Source organism: Burkholderia sp. MS455 (assembly GCF_016899445.1).
In the GTDB taxonomy this organism is placed as follows: domain Bacteria; phylum Pseudomonadota; class Gammaproteobacteria; order Burkholderiales; family Burkholderiaceae; genus Burkholderia; species Burkholderia pyrrocinia_C.
Map to the genome: position 1 here is coordinate 715,093 of NZ_CP041777.1, position 26,415 is coordinate 741,507.

26 protein-coding genes and 1 pseudogene are annotated in these 26,415 nt (G+C 66.8%); 10 read left to right on the top strand and 17 right to left on the bottom strand.

Going from position 1 to position 26,415, the window contains the following annotated elements; all coding sequences use genetic code 11:
• Window positions 1-183: 183 nt before the first annotated feature.
• The 5 genes from FPJ27_RS02910 (at window position 184) to FPJ27_RS02930 (ending at window position 8,242) form a co-directional block, all read left to right on the top strand.
• A complete protein-coding gene (locus FPJ27_RS02910; RefSeq protein ID WP_204420785.1) occupies window positions 184-1,251 on the top strand; it encodes a Dyp-type peroxidase in 1,068 nt (355 codons plus the stop codon).
• Window positions 1,244-2,059: a family 1 encapsulin nanocompartment shell protein gene (locus FPJ27_RS02915; RefSeq protein ID WP_204420786.1), complete on the top strand. Its 816-nt coding sequence runs from the start codon at window positions 1,244-1,246 to the stop codon at window positions 2,057-2,059. The genes FPJ27_RS02910 and FPJ27_RS02915 overlap by 8 nt, the downstream gene beginning before the upstream one ends.
• Before the next feature lie 93 nt (window positions 2,060-2,152).
• Window positions 2,153-2,422: a hypothetical protein gene (locus tag FPJ27_RS02920; RefSeq protein ID WP_175961783.1), complete on the top strand. Its 270-nt coding sequence runs from the start codon at window positions 2,153-2,155 to the stop codon at window positions 2,420-2,422.
• 566 nt (window positions 2,423-2,988) lie between these two features.
• Window positions 2,989-5,835: an AAA family ATPase gene (locus FPJ27_RS02925; RefSeq protein ID WP_204420787.1), complete on the top strand. Its 2,847-nt coding sequence runs from the start codon at window positions 2,989-2,991 to the stop codon at window positions 5,833-5,835.
• A 127-nt stretch (window positions 5,836-5,962) separates the two neighbouring features.
• Window positions 5,963-8,242, top strand: a complete 2,280-nt coding sequence (locus FPJ27_RS02930; RefSeq protein ID WP_204420788.1) for an FdhF/YdeP family oxidoreductase — start codon at window positions 5,963-5,965, stop codon at window positions 8,240-8,242.
• Between the two features lie 132 nt (window positions 8,243-8,374).
• Here the strand turns inward: FPJ27_RS02930 and FPJ27_RS02935 are convergent, their stop codons facing one another.
• The gene (locus FPJ27_RS02935; protein WP_204420789.1) at window positions 8,375-9,796 is read right to left on the bottom strand and encodes a cytosine permease; all 1,422 of its coding nucleotides are present in this window, start codon (window positions 9,794-9,796) and stop codon (window positions 8,375-8,377) included.
• Window positions 9,797-10,185: 389 nt separating this feature from the next.
• On the opposite strand from FPJ27_RS02935, the gene FPJ27_RS02940 reads away from it, so the two are divergent.
• Window positions 10,186-11,109 (top strand): LysR substrate-binding domain-containing protein, encoded by a 924-nt coding sequence (locus FPJ27_RS02940; protein ID WP_204420790.1) that lies wholly within the window; start codon window positions 10,186-10,188, stop codon window positions 11,107-11,109.
• A gap of 56 nt (window positions 11,110-11,165) precedes the next feature.
• On the opposite strand, the gene argE is transcribed toward FPJ27_RS02940, so the two are convergent.
• From argE to FPJ27_RS02980, 8 genes are all read right to left on the bottom strand, one after another.
• A complete protein-coding gene (gene argE, locus FPJ27_RS02945) occupies window positions 11,166-12,329 on the bottom strand; it encodes an acetylornithine deacetylase (protein WP_204420791.1) in 1,164 nt (387 codons plus the stop codon).
• Entirely contained in the window at window positions 12,322-12,999 is a 678-nt protein-coding gene (locus tag FPJ27_RS02950; protein ID WP_204420792.1) for a DUF1028 domain-containing protein, read from the bottom strand. Before FPJ27_RS02950 ends, argE begins: the two co-directional genes overlap by 8 nt.
• Window positions 12,996-13,445, bottom strand: coding sequence for a RidA family protein (locus tag FPJ27_RS02955; RefSeq protein WP_204420793.1), 450 nt, complete (start codon window positions 13,443-13,445; stop codon window positions 12,996-12,998). The genes FPJ27_RS02950 and FPJ27_RS02955 overlap by 4 nt, the downstream gene beginning before the upstream one ends.
• Window positions 13,446-13,520: 75 nt before the next feature.
• Entirely contained in the window at window positions 13,521-14,843 is a 1,323-nt protein-coding gene (locus FPJ27_RS02960; protein WP_204420794.1) for an NAD(P)/FAD-dependent oxidoreductase, read from the bottom strand.
• 183 nt (window positions 14,844-15,026) lie between these two features.
• Window positions 15,027-15,473 carry a hypothetical protein gene (locus tag FPJ27_RS02965; protein ID WP_034184499.1) on the bottom strand — a complete coding sequence of 149 codons (447 nt, stop codon included), beginning with the start codon at window positions 15,471-15,473 and terminating at the stop codon, window positions 15,027-15,029.
• A gap of 159 nt (window positions 15,474-15,632) precedes the next feature.
• Entirely contained in the window at window positions 15,633-16,238 is a 606-nt protein-coding gene (locus FPJ27_RS02970; RefSeq protein WP_239483129.1) for a hypothetical protein, read from the bottom strand.
• Window positions 16,239-16,273: 35 nt separating this feature from the next.
• Window positions 16,274-16,567 carry a RebB family R body protein gene (locus FPJ27_RS02975; protein WP_072437812.1) on the bottom strand — a complete coding sequence of 98 codons (294 nt, stop codon included), beginning with the start codon at window positions 16,565-16,567 and terminating at the stop codon, window positions 16,274-16,276.
• A 113-nt stretch (window positions 16,568-16,680) separates the two neighbouring features.
• Window positions 16,681-17,238: a sigma-70 family RNA polymerase sigma factor gene (locus FPJ27_RS02980; protein WP_204420796.1), complete on the bottom strand. Its 558-nt coding sequence runs from the start codon at window positions 17,236-17,238 to the stop codon at window positions 16,681-16,683.
• A gap of 196 nt (window positions 17,239-17,434) precedes the next feature.
• On the opposite strand from FPJ27_RS02980, the gene FPJ27_RS02985 reads away from it, so the two are divergent.
• The gene (locus FPJ27_RS02985; protein ID WP_239483130.1) at window positions 17,435-18,319 is read left to right on the top strand and encodes a Crp/Fnr family transcriptional regulator; all 885 of its coding nucleotides are present in this window, start codon (window positions 17,435-17,437) and stop codon (window positions 18,317-18,319) included.
• A gap of 76 nt (window positions 18,320-18,395) precedes the next feature.
• Here the strand turns inward: FPJ27_RS02985 and FPJ27_RS02990 are convergent, their stop codons facing one another.
• The 4 genes from FPJ27_RS02990 to FPJ27_RS03005 all read right to left on the bottom strand — a co-directional run bounded on the left by FPJ27_RS02990 (window position 18,396) and on the right by FPJ27_RS03005 (window position 20,573).
• Window positions 18,396-18,719: a RebB family R body protein gene (locus FPJ27_RS02990; protein WP_072437809.1), complete on the bottom strand. Its 324-nt coding sequence runs from the start codon at window positions 18,717-18,719 to the stop codon at window positions 18,396-18,398.
• 196 nt (window positions 18,720-18,915) lie between these two features.
• On the bottom strand, window positions 18,916-19,311 hold the full coding sequence (locus tag FPJ27_RS02995; RefSeq protein ID WP_239483131.1) for a RebB family R body protein: 396 nt from the start codon (window positions 19,309-19,311) through the stop codon (window positions 18,916-18,918).
• 185 nt (window positions 19,312-19,496) lie between these two features.
• Window positions 19,497-19,829, bottom strand: a complete 333-nt coding sequence (locus FPJ27_RS03000) for a RebB family R body protein (RefSeq protein ID WP_072437807.1) — start codon at window positions 19,827-19,829, stop codon at window positions 19,497-19,499.
• 93 nt (window positions 19,830-19,922) lie between these two features.
• Window positions 19,923-20,573, bottom strand: coding sequence for a hypothetical protein (locus FPJ27_RS03005; protein ID WP_204420797.1), 651 nt, complete (start codon window positions 20,571-20,573; stop codon window positions 19,923-19,925).
• A gap of 232 nt (window positions 20,574-20,805) precedes the next feature.
• Here FPJ27_RS03005 and FPJ27_RS03010 point away from each other — a divergent pair.
• The 3 genes and pseudogenes from FPJ27_RS03010 to trpS form a co-directional block, all read left to right on the top strand.
• Window positions 20,806-21,216, top strand: a pseudogene (locus FPJ27_RS03010) (HipA N-terminal domain-containing protein); the annotation flags it as partial.
• Window positions 21,217-21,478: 262 nt separating this feature from the next.
• A complete protein-coding gene (locus FPJ27_RS03015; protein WP_175961797.1) occupies window positions 21,479-21,634 on the top strand; it encodes a hypothetical protein in 156 nt (51 codons plus the stop codon).
• Between the two features lie 209 nt (window positions 21,635-21,843).
• Window positions 21,844-22,857, top strand: a complete 1,014-nt coding sequence (gene trpS / locus FPJ27_RS03020) for a tryptophan--tRNA ligase (protein WP_204420798.1) — start codon at window positions 21,844-21,846, stop codon at window positions 22,855-22,857.
• Between the two features lie 117 nt (window positions 22,858-22,974).
• Here the strand turns inward: trpS and FPJ27_RS03025 are convergent, their stop codons facing one another.
• The 4 genes from FPJ27_RS03025 to cydB all read right to left on the bottom strand — a co-directional run bounded on the left by FPJ27_RS03025 (window position 22,975) and on the right by cydB (window position 26,414).
• The gene (locus tag FPJ27_RS03025; protein ID WP_204420799.1) at window positions 22,975-23,388 is read right to left on the bottom strand and encodes a VOC family protein; all 414 of its coding nucleotides are present in this window, start codon (window positions 23,386-23,388) and stop codon (window positions 22,975-22,977) included.
• 338 nt (window positions 23,389-23,726) lie between these two features.
• Window positions 23,727-24,113: a VOC family protein gene (locus FPJ27_RS03030; RefSeq protein WP_204420800.1), complete on the bottom strand. Its 387-nt coding sequence runs from the start codon at window positions 24,111-24,113 to the stop codon at window positions 23,727-23,729.
• Between the two features lie 209 nt (window positions 24,114-24,322).
• A complete protein-coding gene (locus FPJ27_RS03035; protein WP_204420801.1) occupies window positions 24,323-25,243 on the bottom strand; it encodes a bestrophin family protein in 921 nt (306 codons plus the stop codon).
• Between the two features lie 163 nt (window positions 25,244-25,406).
• A complete protein-coding gene (gene cydB, locus FPJ27_RS03040) occupies window positions 25,407-26,414 on the bottom strand; it encodes a cytochrome d ubiquinol oxidase subunit II (protein ID WP_131947247.1) in 1,008 nt (335 codons plus the stop codon).
• Window position 26,415 lies beyond the last annotated feature (1 nt).

Below are 26,415 nucleotides of genomic sequence, written 5' to 3' on the forward strand. Positions count from 1 at the left end.
GCTCGACGACGTTGCGCGGTGCGGGCAAGTCACGCGCCGGGCGGCCGGCCGCCGCCGCTGCGGCCCGTTGCGCGATGCCTGCGCAACGTCCTTCATCCGCATGTCACAAAGAGAACAGTCGCATGACACAGTCCAACCGTTCGCCTTCGCGCGCCGCGGCAGCCGCGGCCCGTCCGCCCCGACATGACTGACCGGCAGGCCGCGATGCAGACACCTCCCCCGCTCTCCCAGGCCGTTCACAGCCCGATCACGCGCAGCGCGATCTTCCTCGTGGCAACGATCAATCCCGGTGCCGATCACGCCGACACGATCCGTTCATGGTGCGGCGACATCGCCGCACTCGTGCGCTCGGTCGGCAAGCGCGTGCCCGGCGGCAACCTGACCTGCGTGTGCGGCTTCGGCGCCGACGCGTGGGATACGCTGTTCGGCGACCCGCGCCCCGCGTCGCTGCATCCGTTCCGCGAATTCGGCGCCGGGCAGCGCGTCGCGGTCGCGACGCCGGGCGACATCCTGCTGCACATCCGCGCCGAAGCGATGGACCTGTGCTTCGAACTCGCGACGCAACTGCTCGGCGCGCTCGGCAGCGCCGTCACGGTCGTCGACGAGGTGCACGGCTTCCGCAATTTCGACCAGCGCGCGATGATCGGCTTCGTCGACGGCACCGAGAACCCCGAAGGCCGCGAGGCGGTCGACTTCACGGTGATCGGCGATGAAGACGCGGCATTCGCGGGCGGCAGCTACGTGATCGTGCAGAAGTACCTGCACGACATGGCCGGCTGGAACGCGCTCGCGGTCGAGACGCAGGAGCGCATCATCGGCCGCACCAAGCTGTCCGACATCGAGCTCGCGCCGGACGTGAAGCCGTCGTCGTCGCACAGCTCGCTGACCACGCTCGACGAGAACGGCCAGGAAGTGAAGATCCTGCGCGACAACATGCCGTTCGGGCGCCCGGGCGCCGGTGAATTCGGCACCTATTTCATCGGCTATGCTCGCTCGCCGGCGCCGATCGAGCAGATGCTCGAGAACATGTTCGTCGGCCGCCCGCCCGGCAACTACGACCGCCTGCTCGACTACAGCCGCGCGGTCACCGGCTCGCTGTTCTTCGTGCCGTCGGCCGACCTGCTCGAAGCGCTCGCCGATCGCGCGGCGCCGGCCGCCGACGCCGCGCAACCGGAATCCTCGTCGTCCGCGCCGCAGCGCGACGGCTCGCTGAAAATCGGCTCGCTGAAAGGAACCCAAGCCTATGAATAACCTGCACCGCGAACTCGCCCCGATCTCGTCGTCCGCCTGGGAACAAATCGAGGAGGAAGTGGCGCGCACCTTCAAACGATCGGTGGCCGGCCGCCGCGTCGTCGACGTCGACGGCCCCGCGGGCCCCGAGCTGTCGGCCGTCGGCACCGGGCACCTGGTGGAGGTCGCCGCGCCGCGCGAGCAGGTGAACGCGCGGCTGCGCGAAGTCCGCACGATCGTCGAGCTGACGGTGCCGTTCGAACTGAGCCGCGATGCGATCGACAGCGTCGAGCGCGGCGCGCGCGACGCCGACTGGCAACCGGCGAAGGACGCCGCGCAGCGGCTCGCGTTCGCCGAGGACAACGCGATTTTCGACGGCTACCCGGCCGCCGGCATCGTCGGCATCCGCGAAGGCACGTCGAACCGCAAGCTCACGCTGCCGGCGGACGTCAGCGCGTACCCGGACGCGATCAGCGACGCGCTCGAAGCGCTGCGGCTCGCGGGCGTCGACGGCCCGTACTCGGTGGTGCTCGGCTCGGACGCGTATACCGCGCTCAGCGAGGCGCGCGACCAGGGGTATCCGGTTCTCGGCCACATCAAGCGGATCGTCAGCGGCGAGATCATCTGGGCGCCGGCGCTCAGCGGCGGCTGCGTGCTGTCGATGCGCGGCGGCGATTACGAGTTGCACCTCGGGGAAGACGTATCGATCGGCTACACGAGCCATAGCGACAAGGCCGTCCGCCTGTACCTGCGCGAAACCTTCACGTTCCTGATGCTGACGAGCGAAGCATCGGTGGCCGTGGCGCCGCAGGCCAACACGGCCACCTGATCCAAGTTGCCTGCGCGCGATGCCCGCCCGGGCGTCGCGCGCGACCGGCCGCATGTTCGTCGCCGATCGAACCCATCTTGCATGGAGAATGTCATGAGCGATACGAATGATGCATTGCAGGCACTGCAAGCGTCGGTCGACAGCCTGAAGAAAACGGTCGATGCGAACGCGGGCAGCGAGGCCAGCGACACCGCCGTGCTGTTTACCGTCGTGTCGCTGATGCTGGCCGAGTTGCCGCCCGACACGCGCAACCTGATCGAGGATTCGTTCTCCGTCTGGGCCAATGGTCTGCCGAATGCGGCACTGTCGACGGACGTGAAGCAGATCGCCCGCCAGCGGCTCGCGATGAAACTGTCCGACTGATCGTGGTTCGCCACGGTTGGCGCCATGTCCGGCCCGTACCGTGCAACTGGACCTCTCGTTCGGCCGCCACGCACGCATCGGCTGCGATGCGCGCGCGGCCGGCCCACCCGCATCACCGTCCGTTTGCCGCCGACCGGCGCCCTGCGCGCCGATGTCGCACCGCGATCCGTTCGCGTTTCCCTCCCCCGTGCCTCCAGTCACCGCACGCTGCACATGCCGCGCGCGCCCGCGTCGCCGCGTGCGCGCCCGTCTGTACTCCTTGTCCCCCGTGCGTGCGCGCATGTGAGGGTGCAATTCGCAGTCGGTCCGGCGCGAAACTGTGTCTTGGATGCCTCCCGCCGAGGCGCTATTTTGAACGCAGTCGAAGCGATGCCGTGGGCTCCTCGCAGCATGCGCGCTCCCCGCCGCGACCGTGCACCTCGCCGGCGCGCGCGGCGCGACAGCGTGGGCGCGGCCCGCGCGCCGCCGCGCCGCGCGTCGCGTGTTCGCGGTCGGCACGCGCCAGCGCTGCACCGCATCGTGACTTCACCGTTCGACCCACCTTCACAGACAGGAGCCAGACCACCATGCCCGCACTTTGCGATATCTGCCACGCCCGGCCGGCCGTTGCGCGCGCAACCGTGATGCAGGACGGCGAGCGCAAGACGATCTCGATCTGCGACTACCATTTCCGTCAGCTGATGCGGCATCAGAGCATGCTGAACCCGTTCGATTCGCTGCTGGGCGGCGGCGGCTCGTCGTCGCTGTTCGGTGAGCTCGGCGACGAATCGCCGCTCGCCGCCGAGGTGCCGCGCGAATCGGTCGACCCGACCGACGCGTTCAGCGAACAGACGCTCGAACTGCTGCAGCGCGCGGCCGAGAAGGCGCACGAACTGCGCCGCAGCGAGCTCGACTCCGAACACCTGCTCTACGCGCTCGCGGACACCGACGTCTGCGCCGCGCTGCTGAAGGAACTGAAGCTGTCGCCGCAGGACATCAAGTCGTATATCGACGAGCATGCGCACACCGGCACGGCCGCCCCCGATGCGCCGCTCGACAAGCTGTCGATCTCGCCTCGCGTGAAGAAGGCCGTGCAATACGCGTTCCAGGCGTCGCGCGATCTTGGCCACTCGTATATCGGCCCCGAGCACCTGCTGATCGGGCTTGCATCGGTGCCGGACAGCATCGCCGGCACGCTGCTGAAGAAATACGGCGTGACGCCCGAGGCGCTGCGCCAGAAAGTCGTGAAGGTGGTCGGCAAGGGCGCCGAGGACGGCCGCGTCGACGCACCGACCGGCACGCCGAACCTCGACAAGTTCGGCCGCGACCTCACCGCGATCGCGCGCCAGGGCAAGCTCGACCCCGTGCTCGGCCGCGCGCAGGAAATCGAAAGCACGATCGAAGTGCTCGCGCGCCGCAAGAAGAACAACCCGGTGCTGATCGGCGAGCCGGGCGTCGGCAAGACCGCGATCGTCGAAGGGCTCGCGCAGCGGATCGTCAACGGCGACGTGCCCGAGGTGCTGCGCAACAAGCGGCTCGTCGAGGTCAACATCAATTCGATGGTCGCCGGCGCCAAGTATCGCGGCGAGTTCGAGGAGCGCGCGAAGCAGCTGATCGACGAAGTGACTGCGAAGCAGGACGAACTGATCCTGTTCATCGACGAACTGCATACGATCGTCGGCGCGGGCCAGGGCGGCGGCGAAGGCGGCCTCGACATCGCGAACGTGCTGAAGCCCGCGCTCGCGCGCGGCGAGCTGAGCCTGATCGGCGCGACGACGCTCAACGAATACCAGAAGTACATCGAGAAGGACGCGGCGCTCGAACGGCGCTTCCAGCCGGTGTTCGTGCCGGAGCCGAGCGTCGAGCAGACGATCGTGATCCTGCGCGGGCTGCGCGACAGCCTCGAGGCGCACCACCAGGTGACGTTCGCCGACGACGCGTTCGTCTCGGCCGCCGAGTTCGCCGACCGCTATATCACGTCGCGCTTCCTGCCCGACAAGGCGATCGACCTGATCGACCAGGCCGCCGCGCGCGTGCGGATCGGCGCGACGTCGCGCCCCGTCGACATCCAGGAAGGCGAAGCGCAGATCGCGCAACTGAAGCGCGAACAGGACTACGCGACGTCGCGCAAGCGCTTCGACGAAGCGAAGCAGTTCGAAGAGCAGATCAACGCGAAGCAGAAGACGGTCGATGAAAAGATGGAGGCGTGGCAGCGCAAGACCGGCTCGGAAACGCTGGAGGTGACGGTCGAATCGGTCGCCGAGGTCGTGTCGCGGCTGACCGGCATCCCCGTGTCGGAACTCACGCAGGAAGAGCGCCAGAAGCTGCTGAAGATGGAAGAGCAGCTGCGCGAGCGCGTGGTCGGCCAGAGCGACGCGGTGGTGGCCGTCAGCGACGCCGTGCGGCTGTCGCGCGCGGGGCTCGGCCAGACGCACCGGCCGATCGCGACGTTCCTGTTCCTCGGGCCGACGGGTGTCGGCAAGACCGAGCTCGCGAAGGCGCTGGCCGAGACCGTGTTCGGCGACGAGCAGGCGATCATCCGCATCGACATGTCCGAGTACATGGAACGGCATGCGGTCGCGCGGCTGATCGGCGCGCCGCCCGGCTACGTCGGCTACGACGAAGGCGGCCAGCTCACCGAGCGCGTGCGGCGCCGCCCGTACAGCGTGATCCTGCTCGACGAGATCGAGAAGGCGCACCCGGACGTCTACAACGTTCTGCTGCAGGTGTTCGACGACGGCCGCCTGACCGACGGCAAGGGCCGCGTGGTCGACTTCAGCAACACGATCATCATCGCGACGAGCAACCTCGGCGCCGCGATCATCATGGACAACCTCACGCAGCCGGAAGCCGCGCGCAAGACCGACAAGGCGATCCGCGACGAACTGATGCAGGTGCTGAAGGGCCATTTCCGCCCCGAGTTCCTGAACCGGATCGACGAGGTGATCGTCTTCCACGCGCTGTCGAAGGAGAACATCCGCGCGATCGTGCAGATCCAGCTCGACCGCGTGGTGCGCACGGCCGCCGCGCAGGACATCACGCTCGTGATGGGCGACTCGCTCGTCGAGCACCTGACCGAAGCCGGCTACCAGCCGGAGTTCGGCGCACGCGAGCTGAAGCGCCAGATCCGCCAGACCATCGAGACCAAGCTCGCGAAGGAGATCCTCGCCGACCGGCTGAAGTCGGGCGATCGCGTCGAAGTCGACTACGACAAGGACAGCGACGAAGTGAAGTTCGACAAGCTCGCCGCGCCGGAAGCGAAGGACACGAAGGACGCGAAGAAGGACGCCGGCGGCAAGGCGAAACCGAACGGCAAGGCGGCCGCCAACGCATCCGGCGACGCGAGCGCCGGCGATGCGCGTGCCGACGTACCGCCGCCCACCGCAAAGCAGTCCGGCAAGAAGTCGTCCGGCGCGAAGAAGGACGCGCACTGAAACCCCCGCCTGCCCTGCATGCCCGGGGCACGCATGACCGACTCCGTCCGACGGACGGAGCCGCACCACGCCGCGACACGGCGCAACCCGAGCCGCCCGCACCGGGCCCGGCTCATGGAGATTCACAATGACAAATCGACGCGAAGTGCCAGGCATCAGGAAGTACGACGGGCCCGCCGGCGGTTGGGGCGCGCTTCGCGCGACAGCCGACGCCGTGCGCACGCAGATGGAAACCATCGAGGCGCCGATCGTGCTGATGCGGACCAACCAGCCCGACGGTTTCGACTGCCCCGGCTGCGCATGGCCCGACAAGGAACACAAGTCGACGTTCCAGTTCTGCGAGAACGGCGCGAAGGCCGTCACGTGGGAAGCGACGACCAAGCGCGTGACGCCCGAGTTCTTCGCGGCGAACACCGTATCGTCGCTGCTGCGCATGTCGGACTACGAACTGGAGAACATGGGCCGGCTCACGCATCCGCTCGTCTATGATCGCGCGACCGACACGTTCCGTGCGATCGAATGGGACGATGCGTTCGCGCGCATCGGCGAAGTGTTGCGCGCGCTGCCGCCCGAGCAGGTCGAGTTCTATACGTCCGGCCGCGCGTCGAACGAAGCCGCGTACCTGTACCAGCTGTTCGCGCGCGAGCTCGGCACCAACAACTTCCCCGACTGCTCGAACATGTGCCACGAGCCGACCAGCGTCGGCCTGCCGCAGTCGATCGGCATCGGCAAGGGCACCGTGTCGCTGGAGGATTTCGACCACTGCGAGCTGATCATCTCGATCGGCCACAACCCCGGCACGAACCACCCGCGGATGATGGGCACGCTGCACGAGTGCTCGCGGCGCAACGTGCCGATCATCGTGTTCAATCCGCTGCGCGAGCGCGCGCTCGAACGCTTCGCGGATCCGCAGGACATGATCGAGATGGCGTCGTTCGGCTCGACGCGCATCGCATCGACGTACTACCAGCTCGACGCGGGCGGCGACGCGGCCGCGCTGAAGGGCATCATGAAGGCGCTGCTGCAGCTCGAAGCCGAGCGCGGCGACGTGCTCGACCGCGACTTCATCGCGCAGCACACCAACGGCTTCGACGCGTTCTCGGCCGATCTGCAGGTCACGTCGTGGGACGACATCGAGCGCGCGAGCGGCCTCAGCCAGGCGCAGCTCGAACAGGTCGCACTCGCCTACGCGAAATCGAACGCGACGATCGTCACGTACGGGATGGGCGTCACGCAGCACAACAAGGGCACGGCAACCGTGCGCCTGATCGCCGACCTGCTGCTGATGCGCGGCAACATCGGCAAGCCCGGCGCCGGCATCTGCCCGCTGCGCGGCCATTCGAACGTGCAGGGCAACCGCACGGTCGGCATCACCGAGAAACCGTCGGCCGAATTCCTGAAGAAGATCGAGGACGTATGCGGCTTCACGCCGCCCGCGCATCACGGGCACGACGCCGTGCAGGCGATGCAGGCGATGGTCGACGGCAGCGCGAAGGCGCTGCTGTGCCTCGGCGGCAACTTCGCGGTCGCGCTGCCCGATCCGGAGCAGTCGTTCCCGGCGATGGCGAAGCTCGACCTGAGCGTGCATCTCGGCACCAAGCTGAACCGCTCGCACCTGCTGGTCGCGAAGGAAACCTTCATCCTGCCGGTGCTCGGCCGCACCGAGCTCGACATGCAGGCAACCGGCCGGCAGTCGATCACCGTCGAGGATTCGATGTCGATGGTTCACGCGTCGGCCGGCAAGCTCAAGCCGGCGTCCGACCAGTTGCGCTCGGAGCCCGCGATCGTCGCGGGCATCGCGCATGCGACGCTGCCGAACAGCAAGGTCGCGTGGCTCGACCTGATCGCCGACTACGACCGCATCCGCGACCTGATCGACCGCACGGTGTCCGGCTTCGAGGCATTCAACGAACGCATCCGCACGCCGGGCGGCTTCCGCCTGCCGCTGCCGCCCACCGAGCGCGTGTGGCCCACGGCGACCGGCAAGGCGATGTTCTCGGTCTACAAGGGCGTCGCGGAAGACGCGGCGGTGCTCGGCGGAGAGCAGGTGCTGCGGCTGATCACGCTGCGCAGCCACGATCAGTACAACACGACGATCTACGGGCTCGACGACCGCTATCGCGGGGTGTTCGGGCGGCGCGACGTGCTGTTCATGAACCCGGCGGATCTCGCGAAGTACGGGCTCGAACACGGCGACCTCGTCGACATCGAGACGATCACCGCGTCGGGCCGCACGCTGCGTCTCGAGAAGATCACCGCGATCGAGTACGACATCGCGCCGGGTTCGGTCGGCGCGTACTACCCGGAAGCGAACGTGCTCGTGCCGCTCGACTACATCGACAAGGAAAGCGGCACGCCGTCGTACAAGTCGGTGCCGGTACGCGTCGCGCGCTCGGCGGCCGTCTGATGCATGGGCAGGCTTGCGGCGCCTCACCCGCCGCGGGCCTGCCTTCGTCATGTCGAAACGCTTCCACGGGCCACCGCATCTCGACCGATGCGGTGGCCCCCTCTTCCTGCTCCGCTTCGAAAGGCGCCCCGCTTACTGCGCTGCAGTCGGCGGCAGATGCGCACCGCCCTGCCGGCGCCGATACGCGCTGTCGCGCGACGCGAGCCAGTAGTACAGCGGCGACGTCAGCACCAGCCCCACGAGCCACGACAGGTCCGCGCCGCCGAGATGCGCGGGAATCGGCCCCGCATACATCGGCGTGTTCATGAACGGAATCTGCACGAGGATGCCGATCGCATACGCGAGCAGCGCCTGCGGATTGAAGCGGCCGTAGATCCCGCCGTCCGCCATGAAGATCGACTGGATGTCGTACTTGCCCTTGTGGATCACGTAGAAGTCGATCAGGTTGATCGCCGTCCACGGCACCAGCACGACCAGCAGCGCGAGCACGAGATCGACGAGGTTGCCGACGAAGTTCGTCGATGCGCCGATCGCCGCATAGCAGCACGCGACGAAGATCACCACCGACACCGCCGCGCGGGTTTTTGCGGTCGGAATCCACCTGTACGCGAACGTCTGCACCGACGTGATCACCGCGAGCACCGCGCCGTACAGGTTCAGCGCGTTGTGGCTGATCACGCTCAGCAGGAACAGCACGAGCATCAGCGGCCCGAGCGGGCCGGTCGCCTGCTTGACCGCATCCATCGTGTCCGCGCCGGCCGGCACCGCGAGCACCGCGACCGCGCCGAAGATGAACGCAAGCGTCGAGCCGATCGTGCAGCCGAGATAGGTCGCCCAGAACGTCGACGCGACGCCGACATCCTCCGGCAGATAACGCGAATAGTCCGATACGTACGGCGCGAACGCGATCTGCCACAACGCCGACAGCGACACCGTCGCGAGCCAGCCCGCGAAGTCGAAGCCGCCGCGCGTCAGGAAATCGTCGGTCGTCACGTGCGTGAGGATCATCCAGAAGCCGACCAGGATCCCGATGCCGAGCACCCACGTACCGATGCGGTTCAGGATATGGATGAAGCGGTAGCCGACGATGCCGATCAGCCCCGAGCCCACCGCGCCGATCACGATGCCGACGGGCACCGGCACCGACGCCGCGATACCGTGCACCGACTTGCCGGCGAGCACGATGTTCGACGCGAAGAAGCCGACGTACATCACGGCCGCGATCACCGTGACGAGCAGCGCGCCCCACGAACCGAACTGCGCGCGGCTCTGGATCATCTGCGGGATGCCCATTTGCGGCCCCTGCGCGGAATGCAGCGCCATCAGCACGCCGCCGACCGCCTGGCCGACGACGATCGAGACGATGCCCCACATCAGGTTCAGGTGAAAGAGCTGCACGCCGAGCGCACCGGTCACGATCGGCAGCGGCGCGATGTTGCCGCCGAACCAGAGCGTGAACAGGTCGCGCACCTTGCCGTGGCGCTCCGCGGGCGGCACGTAGCCGATCGTGTGTTTCTCTATCATCGGGGACGCGTTGCGGTCCACGTTCGTCATGGTGAAGTCTCCTGTCCTGCGCGGCGATGCGCGCTTGCCGTTCAAGCCGGCGCGCGATGGGGTGCGCACCTGCAATCGGGTCCGGATACGCGAGCGACGACGCGCCGCGTGCACGCGCGGCGGTTGTCGGCCGAAGCGGACAATGCGCGGCTTGCGGGGACGGACGACATGTCCCGCCGGCACGTGTGCGGCCTCGTTGCGATCCGGATTGGAGACGATGGTGCGCCCCCGATGCCGCGACGGAGAAATACTAAAAATATTTCCGGGACATACGAAAAAGCTCTGTAGCGGAAATTTCGGCTTCGGGCTTCTTCAGGTAAGGTGCTACGCGAAACCACGGACAGAATTCGCCCTCGGCGGCACGCCGGGGCCGGGCATCAGAGGTGCATGTGGCTCACTACACTTTGCGGCAACTGAAATACTTCGTGACGACGGTGGAATCCGGCAGCGTCGCCGAGGCGTCGCGCCAGCTTTTCATCGCGCAGCCGTCGATCTCCAGCGCGATCAAGGGGCTCGAGGAAAGCTTCGGCGTGAAGCTGTTCATCCGCCATCACGCGCAGGGCGTATCGCTGACGCCGAGCGGCACGCGCTTCTACCGGAAAGCGCAGGAGCTGCTGCGCATCGCGCACGAATTCGAACAGAACGCGCTCGCCGACAACGACGTGATTACCGGGCAGATCGACATCGGCTGCTTCGAAACGGTCGCGCCGCTCTATCTTCCTCAGCTCATTGCAGGGTTCCGCGAGCGCTACCCGGGCGTCAACATCCGGCTGCGCGACGGCGACCAGCAGGAACTCGTGCAGGGCCTGACGTCCGGCACGTTCGATCTCGCGCTGATGTACGACCACGATCTCGACGGCACGATCGAAACCGAGCCGCTGATGCCGCCGCAGCAGCCGTACGTGCTGCTGCCGGAGAACCACCGGTTCGCGGGCCAGTCGCACGTGTCGCTGCGCGACCTCTGCGTCGAGCCGATGATCCTGCTCGACGTGCAGCCGAGCCGCACGTATTTCGTCAGCCTGTTTCATGAGCTCGGGCTGACGCCGAACATCGTGTTCGGCTCGCCGTCGATCGAGATGGTGCGCGGGATGGTCGGCCAGGGGTTCGGCTTCTCGCTGCTCGTCACGCGCCCGTATTCGGAATATACGTACGACGGCCGGCGCGTCGTGACGATCGGCCTCAGCGAAACGGTGAGCCCGTCCGGGCTCGTGAGCGCACGACTGAAACGCGGCCAGCTCACCAAGCAGGCACAGTCGTTCGTCGATTTCTGCCGCGAGCGGCTCGCGCGGATCGTCGCGGAATCGGCGCGATAACGAAGGAGAAAAAACGCACGCGCCGCCGGACGGGCGCGTGCGTGTCGGCTATGGGTTCAGGCGGCCGAAGCAAGATGCGCGGCCAGACGGCCCAGCATCGCGTCGCATCCATGCAGTTGTTCGAGCGTGACGAACTCGTCGGGCTTGTGCCCCTGGTCCATGCTGCCGGGCCCGCACACCACGGTCGGAATGCCCGCCTGCCCGAACAGCCCGCCCTCGGTGCCGAACGCGACCGTACCGAACGCATCGGACCCGCTCAGCATCGCGAGCAGGCGCGCGGCTTCGCTGTCGGGCGCGGTTGCGAGCCCCGGGTACGCGCCGAGCGGCTGCAGTTGAATATCGGTATCAGGCTGCACCGCGCGCATCTTCGGCAACAGTTCGGATTCCGCATAGTCCTGCAGCTTTCTCGGCACGTCGTGCGCATCGAAATCCGGCAGCGCGCGCACCTCGAAATCGAACTCGCATTCGGCCGGCACGATGTTCAGCGCGCGGCCGCCCTTGATCAACCCGGTCTGCACGGTCGAGAACGGCGGATCGAAGCGGCTGTCGTGCCGTTCGGGCCGCGCGAGCGCCGCGCCGATCTCGCCGAGCCGGCCGATCAGCTTCGCCGCATAGTCGATCGCGTTGACGCCCGACGGCGCATACGCCGAGTGGCACGCGGCGCCCTTCACGCGGCAGCGCATCGCGAGCTTGCCCTTGTGACCGAGCACCGGCTTCAGTTCGGTCGGCTCGCCGATCACGCACAGGCGCGGCCGATGCTCGCGCGCGGCCAGTGCTTCGAGCATCGGCCGCACGCCGACACAACCGACTTCCTCGTCGTACGAGAACGCGAGATGCACGGGCACGCTCAGCGGCCTCGCGACGAACGCGGGCACCGCCGCGAGCACCGAAGCGATGAAGCCCTTCATGTCGGCCGTGCCGCGACCGTACAAGCGGCCGTCGCGCTCGGTCAGCCGGAACGGCTCGACCGTCCACGCCTGCCCGTCTACCGGCACCACGTCGGTGTGGCCCGACAGCGCGATGCCGCCGCGATCGCGCGGCCCGATCGTCGCATACAGGCTCGCCTTCGTGCGCTCCGCGTTGTAGAACAGTTCGCTCGATACGCCGAAGCCCGCGAGATAGTCGCGGATGAACGCGATCATCTCGAGATTCGAATCGCGGCTGACCGTCGCGAACGCGATCAGCCGTTCGAGCAGCGCGCGGCCCGATGCGTCACTCATCGCCCGGCACTCCGTAGCTCGGCGCGGCGGTCGGGTTCAGCGCGCGGGTCTGGTAATCCTGCATCTGCGGTCGATATGCGCGCCACAGCGCGTCGAGCTGCCCGATCGGGTCGGCATCGGCCCAGTCGACGCGCAGGTCGACGATCGGCCAGGTCACGTCGCCGACCACCTTCAGCGCGGCCGAATGCACCGGCCCCGCCTCGCCGCCGGCTGCGATCGCCGCATGCATCGCGGCCAGCAGGCGATCGGCGAGCAGGCCGGGCGCCTGTTCGAATGCACGCACCATCGTATCGATCACGGCCGGCGCGGCCAGCAGGTTGCCGGCCGCCACGCATTGCTCGCCCTTCACCGCGTGATGCGTGCCGAGCGCTTCCTTGCCGGTGAAACACGCCGTCTGCCCTTGCCCGTCGATCACCGTGACCTGCCGGTACTGGCTCCAGCCGTTCGCGCTGAGCGCGCGGTCGAGCGCCGCGGCGCTCGCGAGCTGTTCGTGCTCGATCAGGTCGAGAATCTGCGGGCCGAGCGCCGGCAGCGTGATGTTCTGCGTCGCGACCGCGCCCACGCCCGCACGCACCCACGGGCAGCGCGCACCCACCGCGATGCTCGACGAGCTGATCGCGATCCCGAGCTGCCCCGTCTCCGGGCAGCGCCCGACGATGGAGAAAGTCATGTCGCCTCCTGTGCGCGGTTCGGCTGCCAGTTGTCCGGGATCACCGCGATCACGTCGATTTCCATCAGCCACTGCGGCTGGCCGAGCGCGGACACGACGAGCCCCGTCGAGATCGGATAGACGCCCTTCAGCCACTTGCCGACTTCCTGGTACACCGGCTCGCGATAACGCGGGTCGATCAGGTAGGTCGTCGTCTTCACGATATGCGTGATGTCGCTGCCAGCTTCCTCCAGCAACTGCTTGACGTTCTTCATCGCCTGCCCGGCCTGCGCGCGCGCGTCGCCGAGGCCGATCAGGTTGCCGTCGAAATCGGTGCCGACCTGGCCGCGCACGTAGACGGTATTGCCGGCCCGCACGGCCTGGCACAGGTCGTTGTCGAGCGTCTGGTTCGGATAGGTATCCTTCGTGTTGAACATGCGGATACGCATATGGGTAGGTTGGCTCATCGAGGTCCTTCGATCGTCGGTGGAACACCCGCCGCGCCGGCAGCGGACGCAGCGCGGCGGGTTCGTGTCTGCTCGTCAGTTCGTCGCTTCGGCGAGCGGGCGCGCGTCGGCCTGCGCCGCTTGCGCGGCCGCGCGATGTTGCGATGCATCGTGGTAGTCAAGGTACTTGCGCTGCGTCACGATGTGATCGGCGATGTGCTTCGCGTCGTGCCACACGCCCCAGATGAAGCTGGAACCGCGCCGCGACAGCCACGGCAGCCCGAGGAAATAGATGCCGGGCTCCGTCGACACGCCGCGCTGGTGCTGCGGCTTGCCGTTCGCCGCGAACGCGTCGACGTTCAGCCAGCCGTAGTCGACCGCATAGCCGGTCGCCCAGACGATCGACGTGACGCCGGCACCGGCGAGGTCGAGGGAAAGGATCGGATGCGCGACGCATTCGGGGTCCGGCAGGATGCGGCGCGCGTCCGGCTCTTCCGGCAGGTCGAGGCCGTTGCGCGCCGCATACGCGTCGGCCGCAGCGAGCAGCGACAGGTAGTTCTCGTCGCCGCGTGCGAGATTGATCGCGAGGTCGCGTTCGAATGTGACCACGCCGCCGTCGAACGACTTCGTCAGCCCGACCAGCGTCACGCCCTGGTTCGCAAGCGCGCGGAAATCGACCGTATGGCCGCCGCGTGCGCCGCTCACCGCGATCGTCACGTGTTCGCGGCCGGGCGTCGCGACTTCCTTGTCCCACTCGCCGAGCACGCCGAGCCACCAGCAGAAGTCGCGGCCGCGATACGCGCGCGGCGGACGATCGTGCGGCCCGACCGACAGGTAGACCTGCCGGCCCGCACGTTGCAGCTCATCGGCGATCTGCACGCCCGACGAACCCGCGCCGACCACCAGCACCGCGCCTTCCGGAAGCTGGCCCGGGTTGCGATAGTCGGCGGAGTGGATCTGCACGAGACGTGCGTCGTCCGGCGCGATCGGCGGAATCACCGGGCGCTGGAACGGCCCCGTCGCGACGACCACGCGGTTCGCCTCGATCGTGCCGTCGGACGTCACGACGACGAAGCCCGGCTTGCCTGCGTTGCGCACGACGTTCTTCACTTCGACGCCGGTGCGGATCGGCGCGTTGAACTTCCGCGCATACGCTTCGAAGTAGTCCGCGACCTGGTCTTTCGATGCGAACGCATCGGGATCGAGGCCGTCGAATTCGAGCCCCGGGAAGCGGTCGTGCCACGCGGGGCCGTTCGCGACCAGCGAATCCCAGCGCCCGGTGCGCCAGCGTTCGGCGATGCGGCTGCGCTCCAGCACGAGATGGGGCACGCCCAGCTTGCCCAGGTGCTCGCTCATGGCCACGCCGGCCTGCCCGGCGCCGACGACGAGCGTATCGATTGAGGTTGTTTCGACTGCCACGGCTGTCTCCTTCTGAAGTGCGGCTCGATGCGACGTTCCTGCTGTCGCACGAGCTGGAATGGAGACATTCTGCTGACACACCGCCGGAGGCGAAATGATGATTTTTGTTGGTGTTGACGAGCAAAAAGCTGGGTGTCGCGCGGGCGGCGAGCGGCGCAGGACGACGCGCCCGTACTGTGCCGGCTACGCGTTGGTCCATGGACCGGTGCCCTTCTGATACTGGATCACGCCGCCGTTGATCCGCACCCGCAGGTTGCCGTCCGGCACCTGCACCCAGTTTTGCATGTCGAGGCTCAGCATCAGCGCGGCGAAGAAATCCTGCAGCTGTTGCTGCTGGCTGGCCTGCCAGAGATCGATGCGCCCGAGGCAGGTACGCAGGTCGCCGCTCTGCTGCATGATCGTCTCGACCTGCCCGGCCACGTTCGCCGACGGATCGTAAACCTTCGTGCCGTCGCCGCTGACGATCGACAGATGGATTGCGCGCACCGACGTCGGCTGGCCCGGCGTCTGCTCGACGAGCGCGATGCAGCTCGTCATCGCGCCGAAATCGATTTCCGCCGCATCGCCCCAGATGCGCTCGCCAACCGCCAGCGGCGCGGGACCTTGTACGTTGTGAATGTCGTAGGGCATGGGTTCCTCATTTGACTCGATGGGACTGCCGGTGGCGGGGCCGCGACGTGTCCGGGAAAACGGACGCGCGTCGGTCCCGCCGCTCACATCCCGCATCCGGCCTGATGGCCCGGCGGGTCGTGTCGGTTGATTCCTTGCCACTGCGCGCGCGGTCGCGCTCTACGTGCCCTTCTTGTCCAGCAGCGCCTGATACTTCTGCAGGCTCTCGTCGATCTTGTCGAGCGCGACGCTCGCGGCCTCCCCTTCGATCGCCTCCGCGGCGCCCGCGACGATCGCCGCGGTCGCGACGAACAGGTCCGTCAACAGCAGGCCCATCGCATCCATCGCCATCCCGGGCACGTTCTCGTCGATGGTCTTCTGCGCCAGATCCTTCATCAGCACGCTCTTGCCCGCGATCGCCAGCGACGTCGACGCCTCGAAGTAGTTGGCCGCCGCCTGCGCGACCATGCCGCCCGCCTGCGTGATCATCATGTTCGGGCCGACGGCGATCTGCGTCGTCGCGTAGGACGCGGCTTCCGCGTTGATCGCCTGCACGGTCTGCAGCGCCGAACCGCCTGACCCGGCCGTATCGGCGATCTGGTTCGGCGCCTTCAGCGCATCGGTGAGCCTGCGCAGCCGGTTGATCGGCCACGTACGCGCGCCGGCCTTCGACGCCGCGGTGTTCGGCGCGACATCGGCCGGCGTCGTTGCTTCGGCTGCGGCGTCGCGCGGTGTCTGCGGTGTCTGCGGCGCGCCGTCGCCGCGCCCGCCCAAAATGCCTTTCATGTTCATGGTTCAGGTATCCCGAGAGTCAGCGCGTCCTAATGCGTGGAACCCGTCTGCGGCCCGGCCGTCGGGGCATGCGCCGCGCCGCCCGAGGCCCCCTTCGGCGATGCTTCGACGGACAGGATCATGGCCACCGCCTTCGACACGACGGCGTTCGAAATCTGGTTCAGCGCCGCCTGCTGCTGCGTCATGTTCTGCGCCGAGATACCGACGGCCTGGCTGAACATCTGGTAAAGCGTGCCCAGCGCCTGGGCCGGCGATCCCGCGACGACGCTGACATTGGTCTGCGTCAGCGCGTCGGTAACCTGCTCATTGACTTTGTCTGCCACGAGGCCTCCTCGGATCTCGGCTCCGGCATGCGATTGAAGGAACGGCGGGCCGGCAGGCCATCGACGCCGCGCATGCCGTTAGGAACGCTGCGTGCCCGCGTTCGTGAACGTGCTCAGGCGAGTTCCTCGCGCAACTTCTTGCGCAGCAGCTCGACACGCTTTCTGGCAAGCGGCTCGTTGATCCCGAGCGTCGCCGCGATGTGGAGATAGGGGCGGTCCTCCTCGAACTTCAGCGTGAACAGCATCTGCTGCTGCGGCGGGAGCGTGGACAGCGCCTGCTCGAGACGCAGCAGCAGCTGCCGGAGCAGCAGTTGCTGCTCCATCGACGGCGCGTGGCCAGCCAGCTCGACGGTGTGATCGTCGTCCCAGTCCGGGTCGAATTCGAGCCTGCCGCTTTCGCGGAGACGGCGGCGCGCGCCATCGAGGAACGCATGGTTCAGTGCCAGAAAGAGAAAGCCGGCCAGGTTCTGAACGCGCTCGGGCGAACGCTGCAGGTAAATGTGGACCTTGAGTGCGGTATCGGAGAGCAGTTCGTCGGCACGGTAAACATCGCCCTTGCACAGCAGGCGCGCGCGGCGCCGCAATTTCCCCTGCATTTCCCGCCACGTGCGATCGAGCTGCTGCGCCGGTGACTCAGGCGTCGGGGCAGCGTGCTGGTTCGAGGTTGTCATCCCGTGCCTTCCTTTTTCATGGAAAACACAGAATCGATTCGATGCCGCGAATGGCGCTGTTACCCGCGTAACACCGTTATCAAGATAATCGGTTTCGGTAAATTTTCTTGATTATTATGAACGGAAATTTTAATCCCCCGGCATAGCCCCATCCGTCGTTTCAGGCGCGCCGCCGGGCGTGAATAACGGCATTGCGATGAAAAAGAACGACTGCCGCCGCGACGTGTTCGCGAGCCGCGCGCTGCTATCCGCGTCGATCGACCAAGCGTCCTTGCCACCGAAGTGCCGCCATATCCGGATTGCTTGCCGATTATCTGGCTATCTTCATTGTTCATTTTTCACGCAGTGCCAAAGGCAGCGTTTTTCGCTAGGTGGCCGCATCGTCAAACAACCTCGCACGGAAAACATGCCTGCCCTTGCTAACGTTCAAACGCTGCGCAATATACCGATACTCACCGATCTACCGGAAAGCCTGCTGGCTCATATCGAGCGGCATGTCACGCCCTGGCCCGAACACGGCAATCGCCTGCTGTTCTTCAAGGGCGATCCGGGAGATTTCGTCGCCTTCGTGCACCGCGGCCGCGTCTACATGACGCTGCACGAACCCGGCGGACGCGAAATCATTCTCGGCCACTCGGTGCCGGGCGAACTCATCGGCGAAAGCACGCTGATTCGCGCACACCGGCGCAGCTTCACAGCGCAGTTGAGCCCCGACTGCCGCATTTCGCTGCTGCATCGCCAGTACTTCGCGCCGCTGCTGGCCAACGCGGATTTCATGGAGCGCATCCACGAGCAGCTGTGCCGGCACATCCATCAGCTGAGCGACTTCGTCGAGTCGGCGTGCCTGTACCGGCTCGAAGCAAGGCTCGCGCGCCATCTGCTGAACCGCATGCAAGGGAACGATCTCGAGGTGCCGCTGCCGGAGAACCAGAGCATCCTGGCTGCGATGCTCAACGTCAGCCGGCCGCGACTGAACAGCAGCCTGCAGAGGATGCAGCGCGACGGCCTGATCCGGCTTCACGAGCACGGTGTGACGATCGAAAAACCGGAGCAGCTCCGCGACATCGCCGACGCCAATTGATGCCCCGGCAAGCCCATGCGTCGTGCCGCGGCGCGGGGAGGTTGCGCGCGCCGGGTTGCACGGCGCGCGGTGAAGGTCAGCCGCGCCAGTGGCTGATGGCGTTCATCAACTGCGCGATGGCGGCCAGCTGCGACGCAAAGTTGTCGTTCGCCGAGCGCGCCGCGGCGGCGGCCGCCACCGGCGAGCCGGCATAGAGCTGCATGATGCCGACGGTCGTGGCGGCGAGGTTGGACGCCGCCTGGTTCGCCTGCATCTGCACCGCGTTGTGAAGCAGGATCGCGGACGCATGGCTGTTCGACTGCATGAGCGTGCCCAAGGCCACGGCCGGGGCTTCGCCCACCACCTTGACGTTGGCTTGCGTGACTGCATCGGTAATCGCGGCGGAAACCTGTTCCGTCATGTCGTTACTCCTGGTTTGCTCGCCGCTACGGCGCAGTCACGGCGAAAGCATGAGTGGGTTGGTCGGCGACGCCGCGCCGCACGGTGCCGTCGATGCGGCGCGCTCGCTCGCCGTCGCGGGCGTCGACACGTCGCCGGGCGCCGGGCGGCAGCCACCTGGATCGAGGCCGCCGCCCGGCGTCGACGCCGGTTACGCGTCAGACAAGCGCCTTGCCGAGCGCGAGCACGTCAGCCAGCACGGAAATCACGCCGTTCGAGCCGATTTCCGTCGCGGCGGCGCCGGCGCTCGCCGGCCCGAGCGTGTAGAGCTGCATCGTGCCCACGTTCGTCGAGGTCGGCAGCTGGACCGCGGCCTGCGACTGCTGCTGCACGGCGTTCTCGAACAGCACGCTGAGCGAATGGCTCTGGGCCTGGTACAGCGAGCCCGTCGCCATTGCGGGTGCTTCGCCCACCACCTTGACGTTGGTCTGCGTGACCGCGTCGGTGATCGCTGCATTGACCGCGCATGTCTTGCAGTTGTGGGGGTCATTCGGATCCTTCGTGTCATTCGAGACCGTCGGATCGTCGGCGTTCGCGTTTGCGTCATTTGCCATCGTATTTCTCCTGGTTTGCGAACGGGCGCCGCATCGAATTGGCTCGGCCCGTTCTGTCGGTTGCTCCGGAACACCGCGCGGCACCGCTGTTCAGGTGCCGGCGGCCGTGCTGCGGATCCGCGGCACGGCGGCGGCATGGGCGGCTCGTGCCGCTTGCGCCGCCGCTCGACTACGGCGTTGACCCCTTAGGGGGTCACCGCCTTGCCAATCGCGATCACGTCGGCCAGCAGGGAGATGATCCCGTTCGAGCCGATTTCCGTGGCGGCCGCACCCGCGCTTTCCGGCCCGATCGTGTAGAGCTGCATCGTCCCCACGTTCGTCGACGTCTGCGACTGGATCGCGGCCTGCGACTGCTGCTGCACCGCGTTCTCGAACAGGATGCTGAGCGAATGGCTCTGGGCCTGGTACAGCGAGCCCATCGCCATTGCCGGCGCCTCGGCGACCACCTTGACGTTGACCTGCGTGACGGCATCGGTAATCGCAGGATTGACCTGGCACACTTGACACTTATCACTCATTTTTTGCTCCTTGATTCACGTAGTTGAGAGATCGCACATCGGGGCCGGCCGGTTTCGCGTCCAGCCGCTCGACTTCGCCGCATGACCCGCGTGCTACTCCATGGACGCTGGGCCGGCGGTATCGTGAACGGCGGCGGTGGCGGCAGCACCCGGCGCGGTCGGTTCGGACCGTTCGGTCGGACCGGCGCCGACGCTTTGCAGCCGGCCGTCTATCGCGTCGAGCCGTACGGCGAGCCGGTCGGCGAGCGAATCGACGTATTGCCGGAAGCAGGCGTCGATTTCCTGCCGGATGAGGCCCGTCAGCTGTTCGCCGATCATCGCAAGCGCCTGGCGGGTGCTGTCCTGGATGTCCGCCGCGCCGGATGCCTGCGCATCGCCCGGCGGCTCGTGCGCGTCGAGTACGCCGGACACTTTCTGTTGCTCCGACGCCAGCATGCCGAGGGTCGTCTCGTTCTGCGCGTCGATCGTCTGCAGGATGCCGCGCATCTTCTCGTACGCTTTCTGCTGGTTGAGCTGCAGAAAATGCTTGACCTGCTCGCGCGCCTCCTGCCGGGTTTTCAACCGCGGCAATGGCGGGTTCGCGGCGCTCGCCTGCTTGGCCGTGCCGGCGGCCGGCGCCGGCTGGTTCCCGTGCCTGCCCGGCAGCCGCTCCAGCAGCGCCTGTTCTTCGCCCGGATCGAGGGGCCGTCCCAAGCGCTTCTCTGCGAACTGCCTCAGCAGGGGGTCGAGTGCTTCGCTGCTCATGGCTCACACCTCCTCGATGTCCGCCCGCGGCGCCGGTGCGTGCGGTTCGGGTTCGGATGGACGCAGCGCCGACGCGCCTTGGTCGACGTGCTGCAATGGATATCGCATGGTGTTCTCCGGGAAATGGATGCGCGACGGCCTTGCCGGAAATTTCGGCAGGACTGCTGCAGGGACGAACCGTGCGACGGGTCTGTGAAGTCAGTCGCCGGCTCGCGCCGGCTGCGTGTGTCGGTACCGGATGTCGCCGACGTTCGGGCTGCGCGTGGAAGCGTGCATCGATATGTCGACCGATCGCCCGGTCCAGCGGTTCTTCGACAATCTGCTGCCCGAGGAAGGGGGGCGCATGTCGCTCGCGCGAGAGGTGAAAGGCGACGCAGGCGACGCCTGGGGCCTGCTCGCATACTTCGGACGCGAATCGGCCGGCGCGCTCACGCTGCGCGCCGAAGGCGAGCGGGAAGCGGCGGCAGCACGCAGCCACTTTCGCTCGACGAGCTTGAACGCCGCATCCAGAAGATGCCCGAGTGTGCGCTGAAGACCGCGCCGAAGAGTGTGTCACTGGCCGACGCACGGCAGAAGCTGCTGTCGATGTTGCGCGGCGACGCCGGGCTACGCGCTTTTCGAGCAGATGGGCAGCGAGCCGACGGCCGCGCCCATCCCCGACAATTCTTGCCTGTGGCCGGACTGGCGAACTGGTAGGATGCCCGTCGCCTCGGCATGGACGGCAGCCACAGGACGTTCAACCGTCCCTTTTTTAATGCCCCGCGACCGGTCAACTCCGCAGTCGCGCCCAGGCGACTCGGTGCGCCAACCGCGCCCCAGCCCCGTTGAACCCCGCAACACCCCGGCGTCGCCCCGCTCGACCCGTTGCAGTAACCGTTGGAGTGGCGCATCGCGCGCCTGCAAGCATGAAGAAACCGAATCCGCCCATCCCCTCCCCGCGCGACAAAGACCGCACGCCGCTGGTGCGCGCGGGCGCGCTGCTGCTGATGGCCGGCCTGCTGTACCTGCTGTGGCCGTCCGCCGAAACCGCGTACCTCGCGATGGAATCGGTGTTGCGCTGACGCGCATGGCAGTCCCCGCGCTGCGTTATACTTTCGCGATGGAAACCAAACCTGCCCTGCCGAACCTGCATTGCTGGTGGCGCGCCTGACCCAGGCGGCCCGTTTCCTTTTGCATGTCCCAAACGTGATGCCGCCAGCCATGGCGGCATTTGCGTTTCAGCGCCGACATCATGGCTGGCTGCTTCGACAATCCGGAGCCAACGACCACCATGAGCCACCCGAACCGCCCGACCATCCTCACCGGCGACCGCACCACCGGCCCGCTGCATCTCGGCCACTACATCGGCTCGCTGCGCGCGCGCGTGCAGATGCAGCACGAGGCGCGGCAATTCCTGCTGCTCGCCGATACGCAGGCGCTGACCGACAACATGGGCCGCCGCCAGCGCGTCACCGAGAACGTGATCGAGGTCGCGCTCGACTATCTCGCCGTCGGCATCGATCCGGCGATCTCGACGATCGTCGTGCAGTCGCAGGTGCCCGAGCTCGCCGAGCTGTCGCAATACCTGCTCAACCTCGTCACGGTCGCGCGCCTCGAACGCAATCCGACCATCAAGGAAGAGATCCGCCTGCGCGGCTTCGAGCGCGACATCCCGGCCGGCTTCCTGACCTACCCGGTGAGCCAGGCCGCCGACATCACTGCGTTCAAGGCGACGCACGTACCTGTCGGCGACGATCAATTGCCGATGATCGAACAGACCAACGAACTCGTGCGCCGCTTCAACGCGACCGTCGAGCAGCCGGTGCTGGTCGAATGCGAGGCCGTGCTGTCGTCGGTCACACGGCTGCCGGGCATCGACGGCAAGGCGAAGATGAGCAAGTCGCTCGGCAATGCAATCACGCTCGGCGCGACGCCGGACGAGATCGCGCAGGCCGTGAAGGACATGTATACAGATCCGAACCACCTGCGCGTGAGCGACCCCGGCCAGGTCGAGGGCAACGTCGTGTTCACGTTCCTCGACGCGTTCGAGCCGGATGTGCAGACGGTCGATGAGCTGAAGGCGCACTATCGGCGCGGCGGGCTCGGCGACAGCGTCGTCAAGCGCGTGCTGAACGAGCGGCTGCAGGCACTGATCGAGCCGATCCGCACGCGCCGCCGCGAGTTCGAGGCCGACAAGGCCGAGGTAATGGCGATCCTGAAGCGCGGCACGTTGCACGCGCGGGAAGTCGCGGGTGCGACGCTCGCGGAGGTGAAGGGCGCGCTGGGGCTCACGTATTTCGATTGAGCGGCGCAGGCGGCAAACGCGGTGCGAGGACGATGCGCGGCGGAAAGCCGGAGCGGCTTGTCAGGCTCCGGACGGCGCAAGGCCGCCCCGCAGGCGGTCAGCCACCGATCGGCGCCGTCATGCCCGTTCGTGCGCCGGCGGAGCGGCGTGACATACAGCCTCGATCCGGTTGCCGGCAGGGTCGACCAGGAAGGCTGCGTAGTAGTCGCCATGGTAGTGCGGCCGCAATCCCGGGTCGCCGTCGGACCGGCCGCCCGCAGACAGGCCGGCCTCGAAAAACGCATGCACGTGCTCGCGGGTAGCGGCCTTGAAGCACCAGTGTCGCTTGCTCGTCCCGACTTCGGCGGGATCCAGGTAAACCGCCAGACAGGTCGATGCGATGTCGTTGGCATTGCAACGTTCGCCATAACCGAGTGCGGTGGGCCGGTCATAGACCTTGGATGCACCGAGCGCGGCCATGACGGCATCGTAGAAGGGGCGTGCCTGCTCGATATCCGGAACGCCGATGGACACGTGATCGAGAAGTTGCATGGTGTTTGCTCCGTTGAACGAGCATGAGCTTACACAACCATGGCCGACATGTACCGACCATCGTCACCTACGATTGCCCGGCCGGTCCGCTGCATTTCGGTCACCACATCGCTTCGCTGCGCCCCCATGCAGATGCAGCACAAAGCGCGCTGCCGGATGGCCGGCGCTCGCTTTCGAGATACCTCGGCCTGGAACACTGCTAGCGACATTGGGCAACCTTTCGGTTCGAGCCACCCTTTGCTACGGGAACGGTCCATGCCTCGATCGCTCCCGTCCCGCCCGCGACACCATGAGGCCAGCGGAAACGATCGGCCGGCTGATCAGGCCCGCGCAACGCGTTACTTCATCTGCATCAGTTGAATGAGGTTCCCGCACGTATCGTCGATCACGGCGACGCGCACGGGCCCTGCGTCCATCGGCTCCAGCGTGAACCGCACGCCGTGCGCGGTAAGCCGCGCGAATTCGCCATCGAGATCGTCGACCTGGAACGACGCCGCCGGAATGCCGTCTTCATACAGCGCCTGTTTGTAAGGTCCGACCGCACGATGGTTGCTCGGCTCGAGCAACAACTCGGTGCCGTCCGGCTGGTCCTTCGACACGACGGTCAGCCAGCGGTAGTCGCCCACCGGGATGTTGTTCTTCAGCCTGAAGCCGAGCTTGTCGGTATAGAACGTCAACGCCTTGTCCTGATCGTCGACAAAAATACTCGTCACGTAGATTCGCATTTCAATCCCTCCTGAAGCGGCAATCGGCAACCGCCGTTCGTACGGTCACGCTGCATCAGCGATAACAGGCAACGCCCGTGCCGCTATTCTTCGTCGAAATCAATGACAAACGCATAACCGCCGTCGATCCGCTTGTGCAGGCAGCCGTCGAAATCGTCGCCGATCACCGCGTAGGCCAGCCGGATAACCGACGCGTTGCGCGTGCCCGCTTACGTGATCTGATACGTCGACGCCGGCACGAACTCCTCCGGCATCGGCCGATCGCCCAGCTCGAGCACCGACCGCTCGATCGTGCGCGTCATCGCATCGAGCGCGAGCGCATTCGGCGCGAGGCCGAACGGTTCGGCGACCTCGTTCGCGATCGCTTCGAGTGCGATCAGCGTGTACGAGATGAACACGCAGATCAACGGCGTGAAGAACTCCGTCGAATCGACGAGGCCGAACGGCAGCAGCACGCAGTACGCATACACCGTGCGGTGCAGCAGCACGCTGTACGAGAACGGGATCGGCGTCGACAGGATGCGCTCGCAACCACCCACCGACTTGCCCAGTTCGTCGAGCTGCGTCTCGAACATCCAGCACGTCGCGTCGCTGCCGGGCGCGCGGCCCAGCGCGCGGACAATGCCGCCGCGCAGCTCGTCGAGGATCGCGACCGGCTTGAAGCATTTGCGTGCGAGCGCGCCGGCACGCTCCGCGCCGAGGATGCGCCGCAGGTCTTCGGTCGGATCGGTATGGCGCAGCTGATGCTTCAGCGCATACGTGAACGCGATCAGCAGATCGGCGAGCCGGTTGCGCTCGGCATCGCCGACGCTGTCGAGCAGGTAGCGATTCAGTTGCGACGTCACGTTGCGCGCCGCGATCAGCAGGTTGCCCCACAGATGCCGCGCCTCCTTGAAGCGCTCGAAGCTCGCGTTGTTGCGAAACGCGAGGAAGATCGCGAGCGCGAGCCCGAACAGCGTGAACGGCGCGGTGTTGAGCGGAATCTTCTCGCCGAAGATGCGCCCGTTCGTGAAGACCGCCAGCGTGCTGACGATCGCCATGAACACCAGTTGCGGAATGATCGATTGCAGCACGGAGCCGTTCCAGACGAACAGCATCCTGAGCCAGTTTTGTCGTGGTCTGACGATCATGATTGTTTCTCGACTGACAAAGGAATACGCAACACGGAACGCCCGCACCCGATGTGCAACGGCCCGCGCGTGGCGGGCCGCTTTCGGGCAGGGGACGTGCCGGGGCCGCGCTGCGCGCGATGATACGCCCACGCCCGCCGCGCCCCGTCACATCGCGCGCCGCTCAGTGATAGCCGATGTCGCCCTCGCGCACCTTGCCGCGAAACACGCGGTACTGCATCGCGTTGTACACGAGGATGATCGGCAGCACGATCACCGTGCCGACGAGTGCGAACAGCTGGCTCGAATGGCTCGACGACGCGTCCCAGATCGTCAGCGACGGCGGCACGATGTTCGGCCAGATGCTGATCACGAGCCCCGTGTAGCCGAGGAACACGAGTGCGAGCGTCAGCAGGAACGGCGTGGCCTCGTGCTGGCGCTTCACCGTGTGGAAAATGCCCCACACGCACGCGACGACGAGGACCGGCACCGGCAGGAACCAGCCGAGGTTGCCGCTGCCGAACCAGCGGTGCGCGACGGCCGGCAGCCCGATCACGGTCCACAGGCTGACGACGGCCATCACGGCGAGCAACACGCCCGCGAGCGGCTTCATCAGCAGCCGCATCTTGCGCTGCAGTTCGCCGTCGACCTTCAGGATCAGCCAGCCGCAGCCGAGCGTCGCATACGTGACGAGCACGCCGATCCCGCAGAGCAGGCTGAACGGCGACAGCCAGTCGAACGGCCCGCCCGCGAACTGGTTGTTCTCGATCTTGATGCCCTGCAGCAGCGAACCGAGCACGATCCCCTGGCAGAACGCCGCGAGCGCGGAGCCGCCGATGAACGCGAGATCCCACATGTGTTGCGTGCGAGTCGCCTTCGCACGCAGTTCGAACGCCGCGCCGCGGAAGATCAGCCCGACCAGCATCAGCACCAGCGGCAGGTAATTCGCGGGCAGCAGCGTCGAATACACGACCGGGAACGCGCCGTAGAGACCCGCGCCGCCGAGCACCAGGAACGTCTCGTTGCCGTCCCACACCGGCGCGACGGTGTCGAGCATCACTTGCCGCTCGGCCTTCGCATCGAAGAACGGAAACAGCAGGCCGATGCCGAGATCGAAGCCGTCCAGCATCACGTAGATGAACACGCCGAGGCCGATGATCGCGGCCCAGACGACAGGAAGATCGATTTGCATG

Coding starts and splice junctions, on each gene's coding strand:
- FPJ27_RS02910 (WP_204420785.1), top strand. CDS start 184: ATGACTGACCGGCAGGCCGCGATGCAGACACCTCCCCCGCTCTCCCAG.
- FPJ27_RS02915 (WP_204420786.1), top strand. CDS start 1,244: ATGAATAACCTGCACCGCGAACTCGCCCCGATCTCGTCGTCCGCCTGG.
- FPJ27_RS02920 (WP_175961783.1), top strand. CDS start 2,153: ATGAGCGATACGAATGATGCATTGCAGGCACTGCAAGCGTCGGTCGAC.
- FPJ27_RS02925 (WP_204420787.1), top strand. CDS start 2,989: ATGCCCGCACTTTGCGATATCTGCCACGCCCGGCCGGCCGTTGCGCGC.
- FPJ27_RS02930 (WP_204420788.1), top strand. CDS start 5,963: ATGACAAATCGACGCGAAGTGCCAGGCATCAGGAAGTACGACGGGCCC.
- FPJ27_RS02935 (WP_204420789.1), bottom strand. CDS start 9,796: ATGACGAACGTGGACCGCAACGCGTCCCCGATGATAGAGAAACACACG.
- argE (WP_204420791.1), bottom strand. CDS start 12,329: ATGAGTGACGCATCGGGCCGCGCGCTGCTCGAACGGCTGATCGCGTTC.
- FPJ27_RS02950 (WP_204420792.1), bottom strand. CDS start 12,999: ATGACTTTCTCCATCGTCGGGCGCTGCCCGGAGACGGGGCAGCTCGGG.
- FPJ27_RS02955 (WP_204420793.1), bottom strand. CDS start 13,445: ATGAGCCAACCTACCCATATGCGTATCCGCATGTTCAACACGAAGGAT.
- FPJ27_RS02965 (WP_034184499.1), bottom strand. CDS start 15,473: ATGCCCTACGACATTCACAACGTACAAGGTCCCGCGCCGCTGGCGGTT.
- FPJ27_RS02970 (WP_239483129.1), bottom strand. CDS start 16,238: ATGAAAGGCATTTTGGGCGGGCGCGGCGACGGCGCGCCGCAGACACCG.
- FPJ27_RS02980 (WP_204420796.1), bottom strand. CDS start 17,238: ATGACAACCTCGAACCAGCACGCTGCCCCGACGCCTGAGTCACCGGCG.
- FPJ27_RS02985 (WP_239483130.1), top strand. CDS start 17,435: ATGAAAAAGAACGACTGCCGCCGCGACGTGTTCGCGAGCCGCGCGCTG.
- FPJ27_RS02990 (WP_072437809.1), bottom strand. CDS start 18,719: ATGACGGAACAGGTTTCCGCCGCGATTACCGATGCAGTCACGCAAGCC.
- FPJ27_RS02995 (WP_239483131.1), bottom strand. CDS start 19,311: ATGGCAAATGACGCAAACGCGAACGCCGACGATCCGACGGTCTCGAAT.
- FPJ27_RS03000 (WP_072437807.1), bottom strand. CDS start 19,829: ATGAGTGATAAGTGTCAAGTGTGCCAGGTCAATCCTGCGATTACCGAT.
- FPJ27_RS03005 (WP_204420797.1), bottom strand. CDS start 20,573: ATGAGCAGCGAAGCACTCGACCCCCTGCTGAGGCAGTTCGCAGAGAAG.
- FPJ27_RS03015 (WP_175961797.1), top strand. CDS start 21,479: ATGAAGAAACCGAATCCGCCCATCCCCTCCCCGCGCGACAAAGACCGC.
- trpS (WP_204420798.1), top strand. CDS start 21,844: ATGAGCCACCCGAACCGCCCGACCATCCTCACCGGCGACCGCACCACC.
- FPJ27_RS03025 (WP_204420799.1), bottom strand. CDS start 23,388: ATGCAACTTCTCGATCACGTGTCCATCGGCGTTCCGGATATCGAGCAG.
- FPJ27_RS03030 (WP_204420800.1), bottom strand. CDS start 24,113: ATGCGAATCTACGTGACGAGTATTTTTGTCGACGATCAGGACAAGGCG.
- FPJ27_RS03035 (WP_204420801.1), bottom strand. CDS start 25,243: ATGATCGTCAGACCACGACAAAACTGGCTCAGGATGCTGTTCGTCTGG.
- cydB (WP_131947247.1), bottom strand. CDS start 26,414: ATGCAAATCGATCTTCCTGTCGTCTGGGCCGCGATCATCGGCCTCGGC.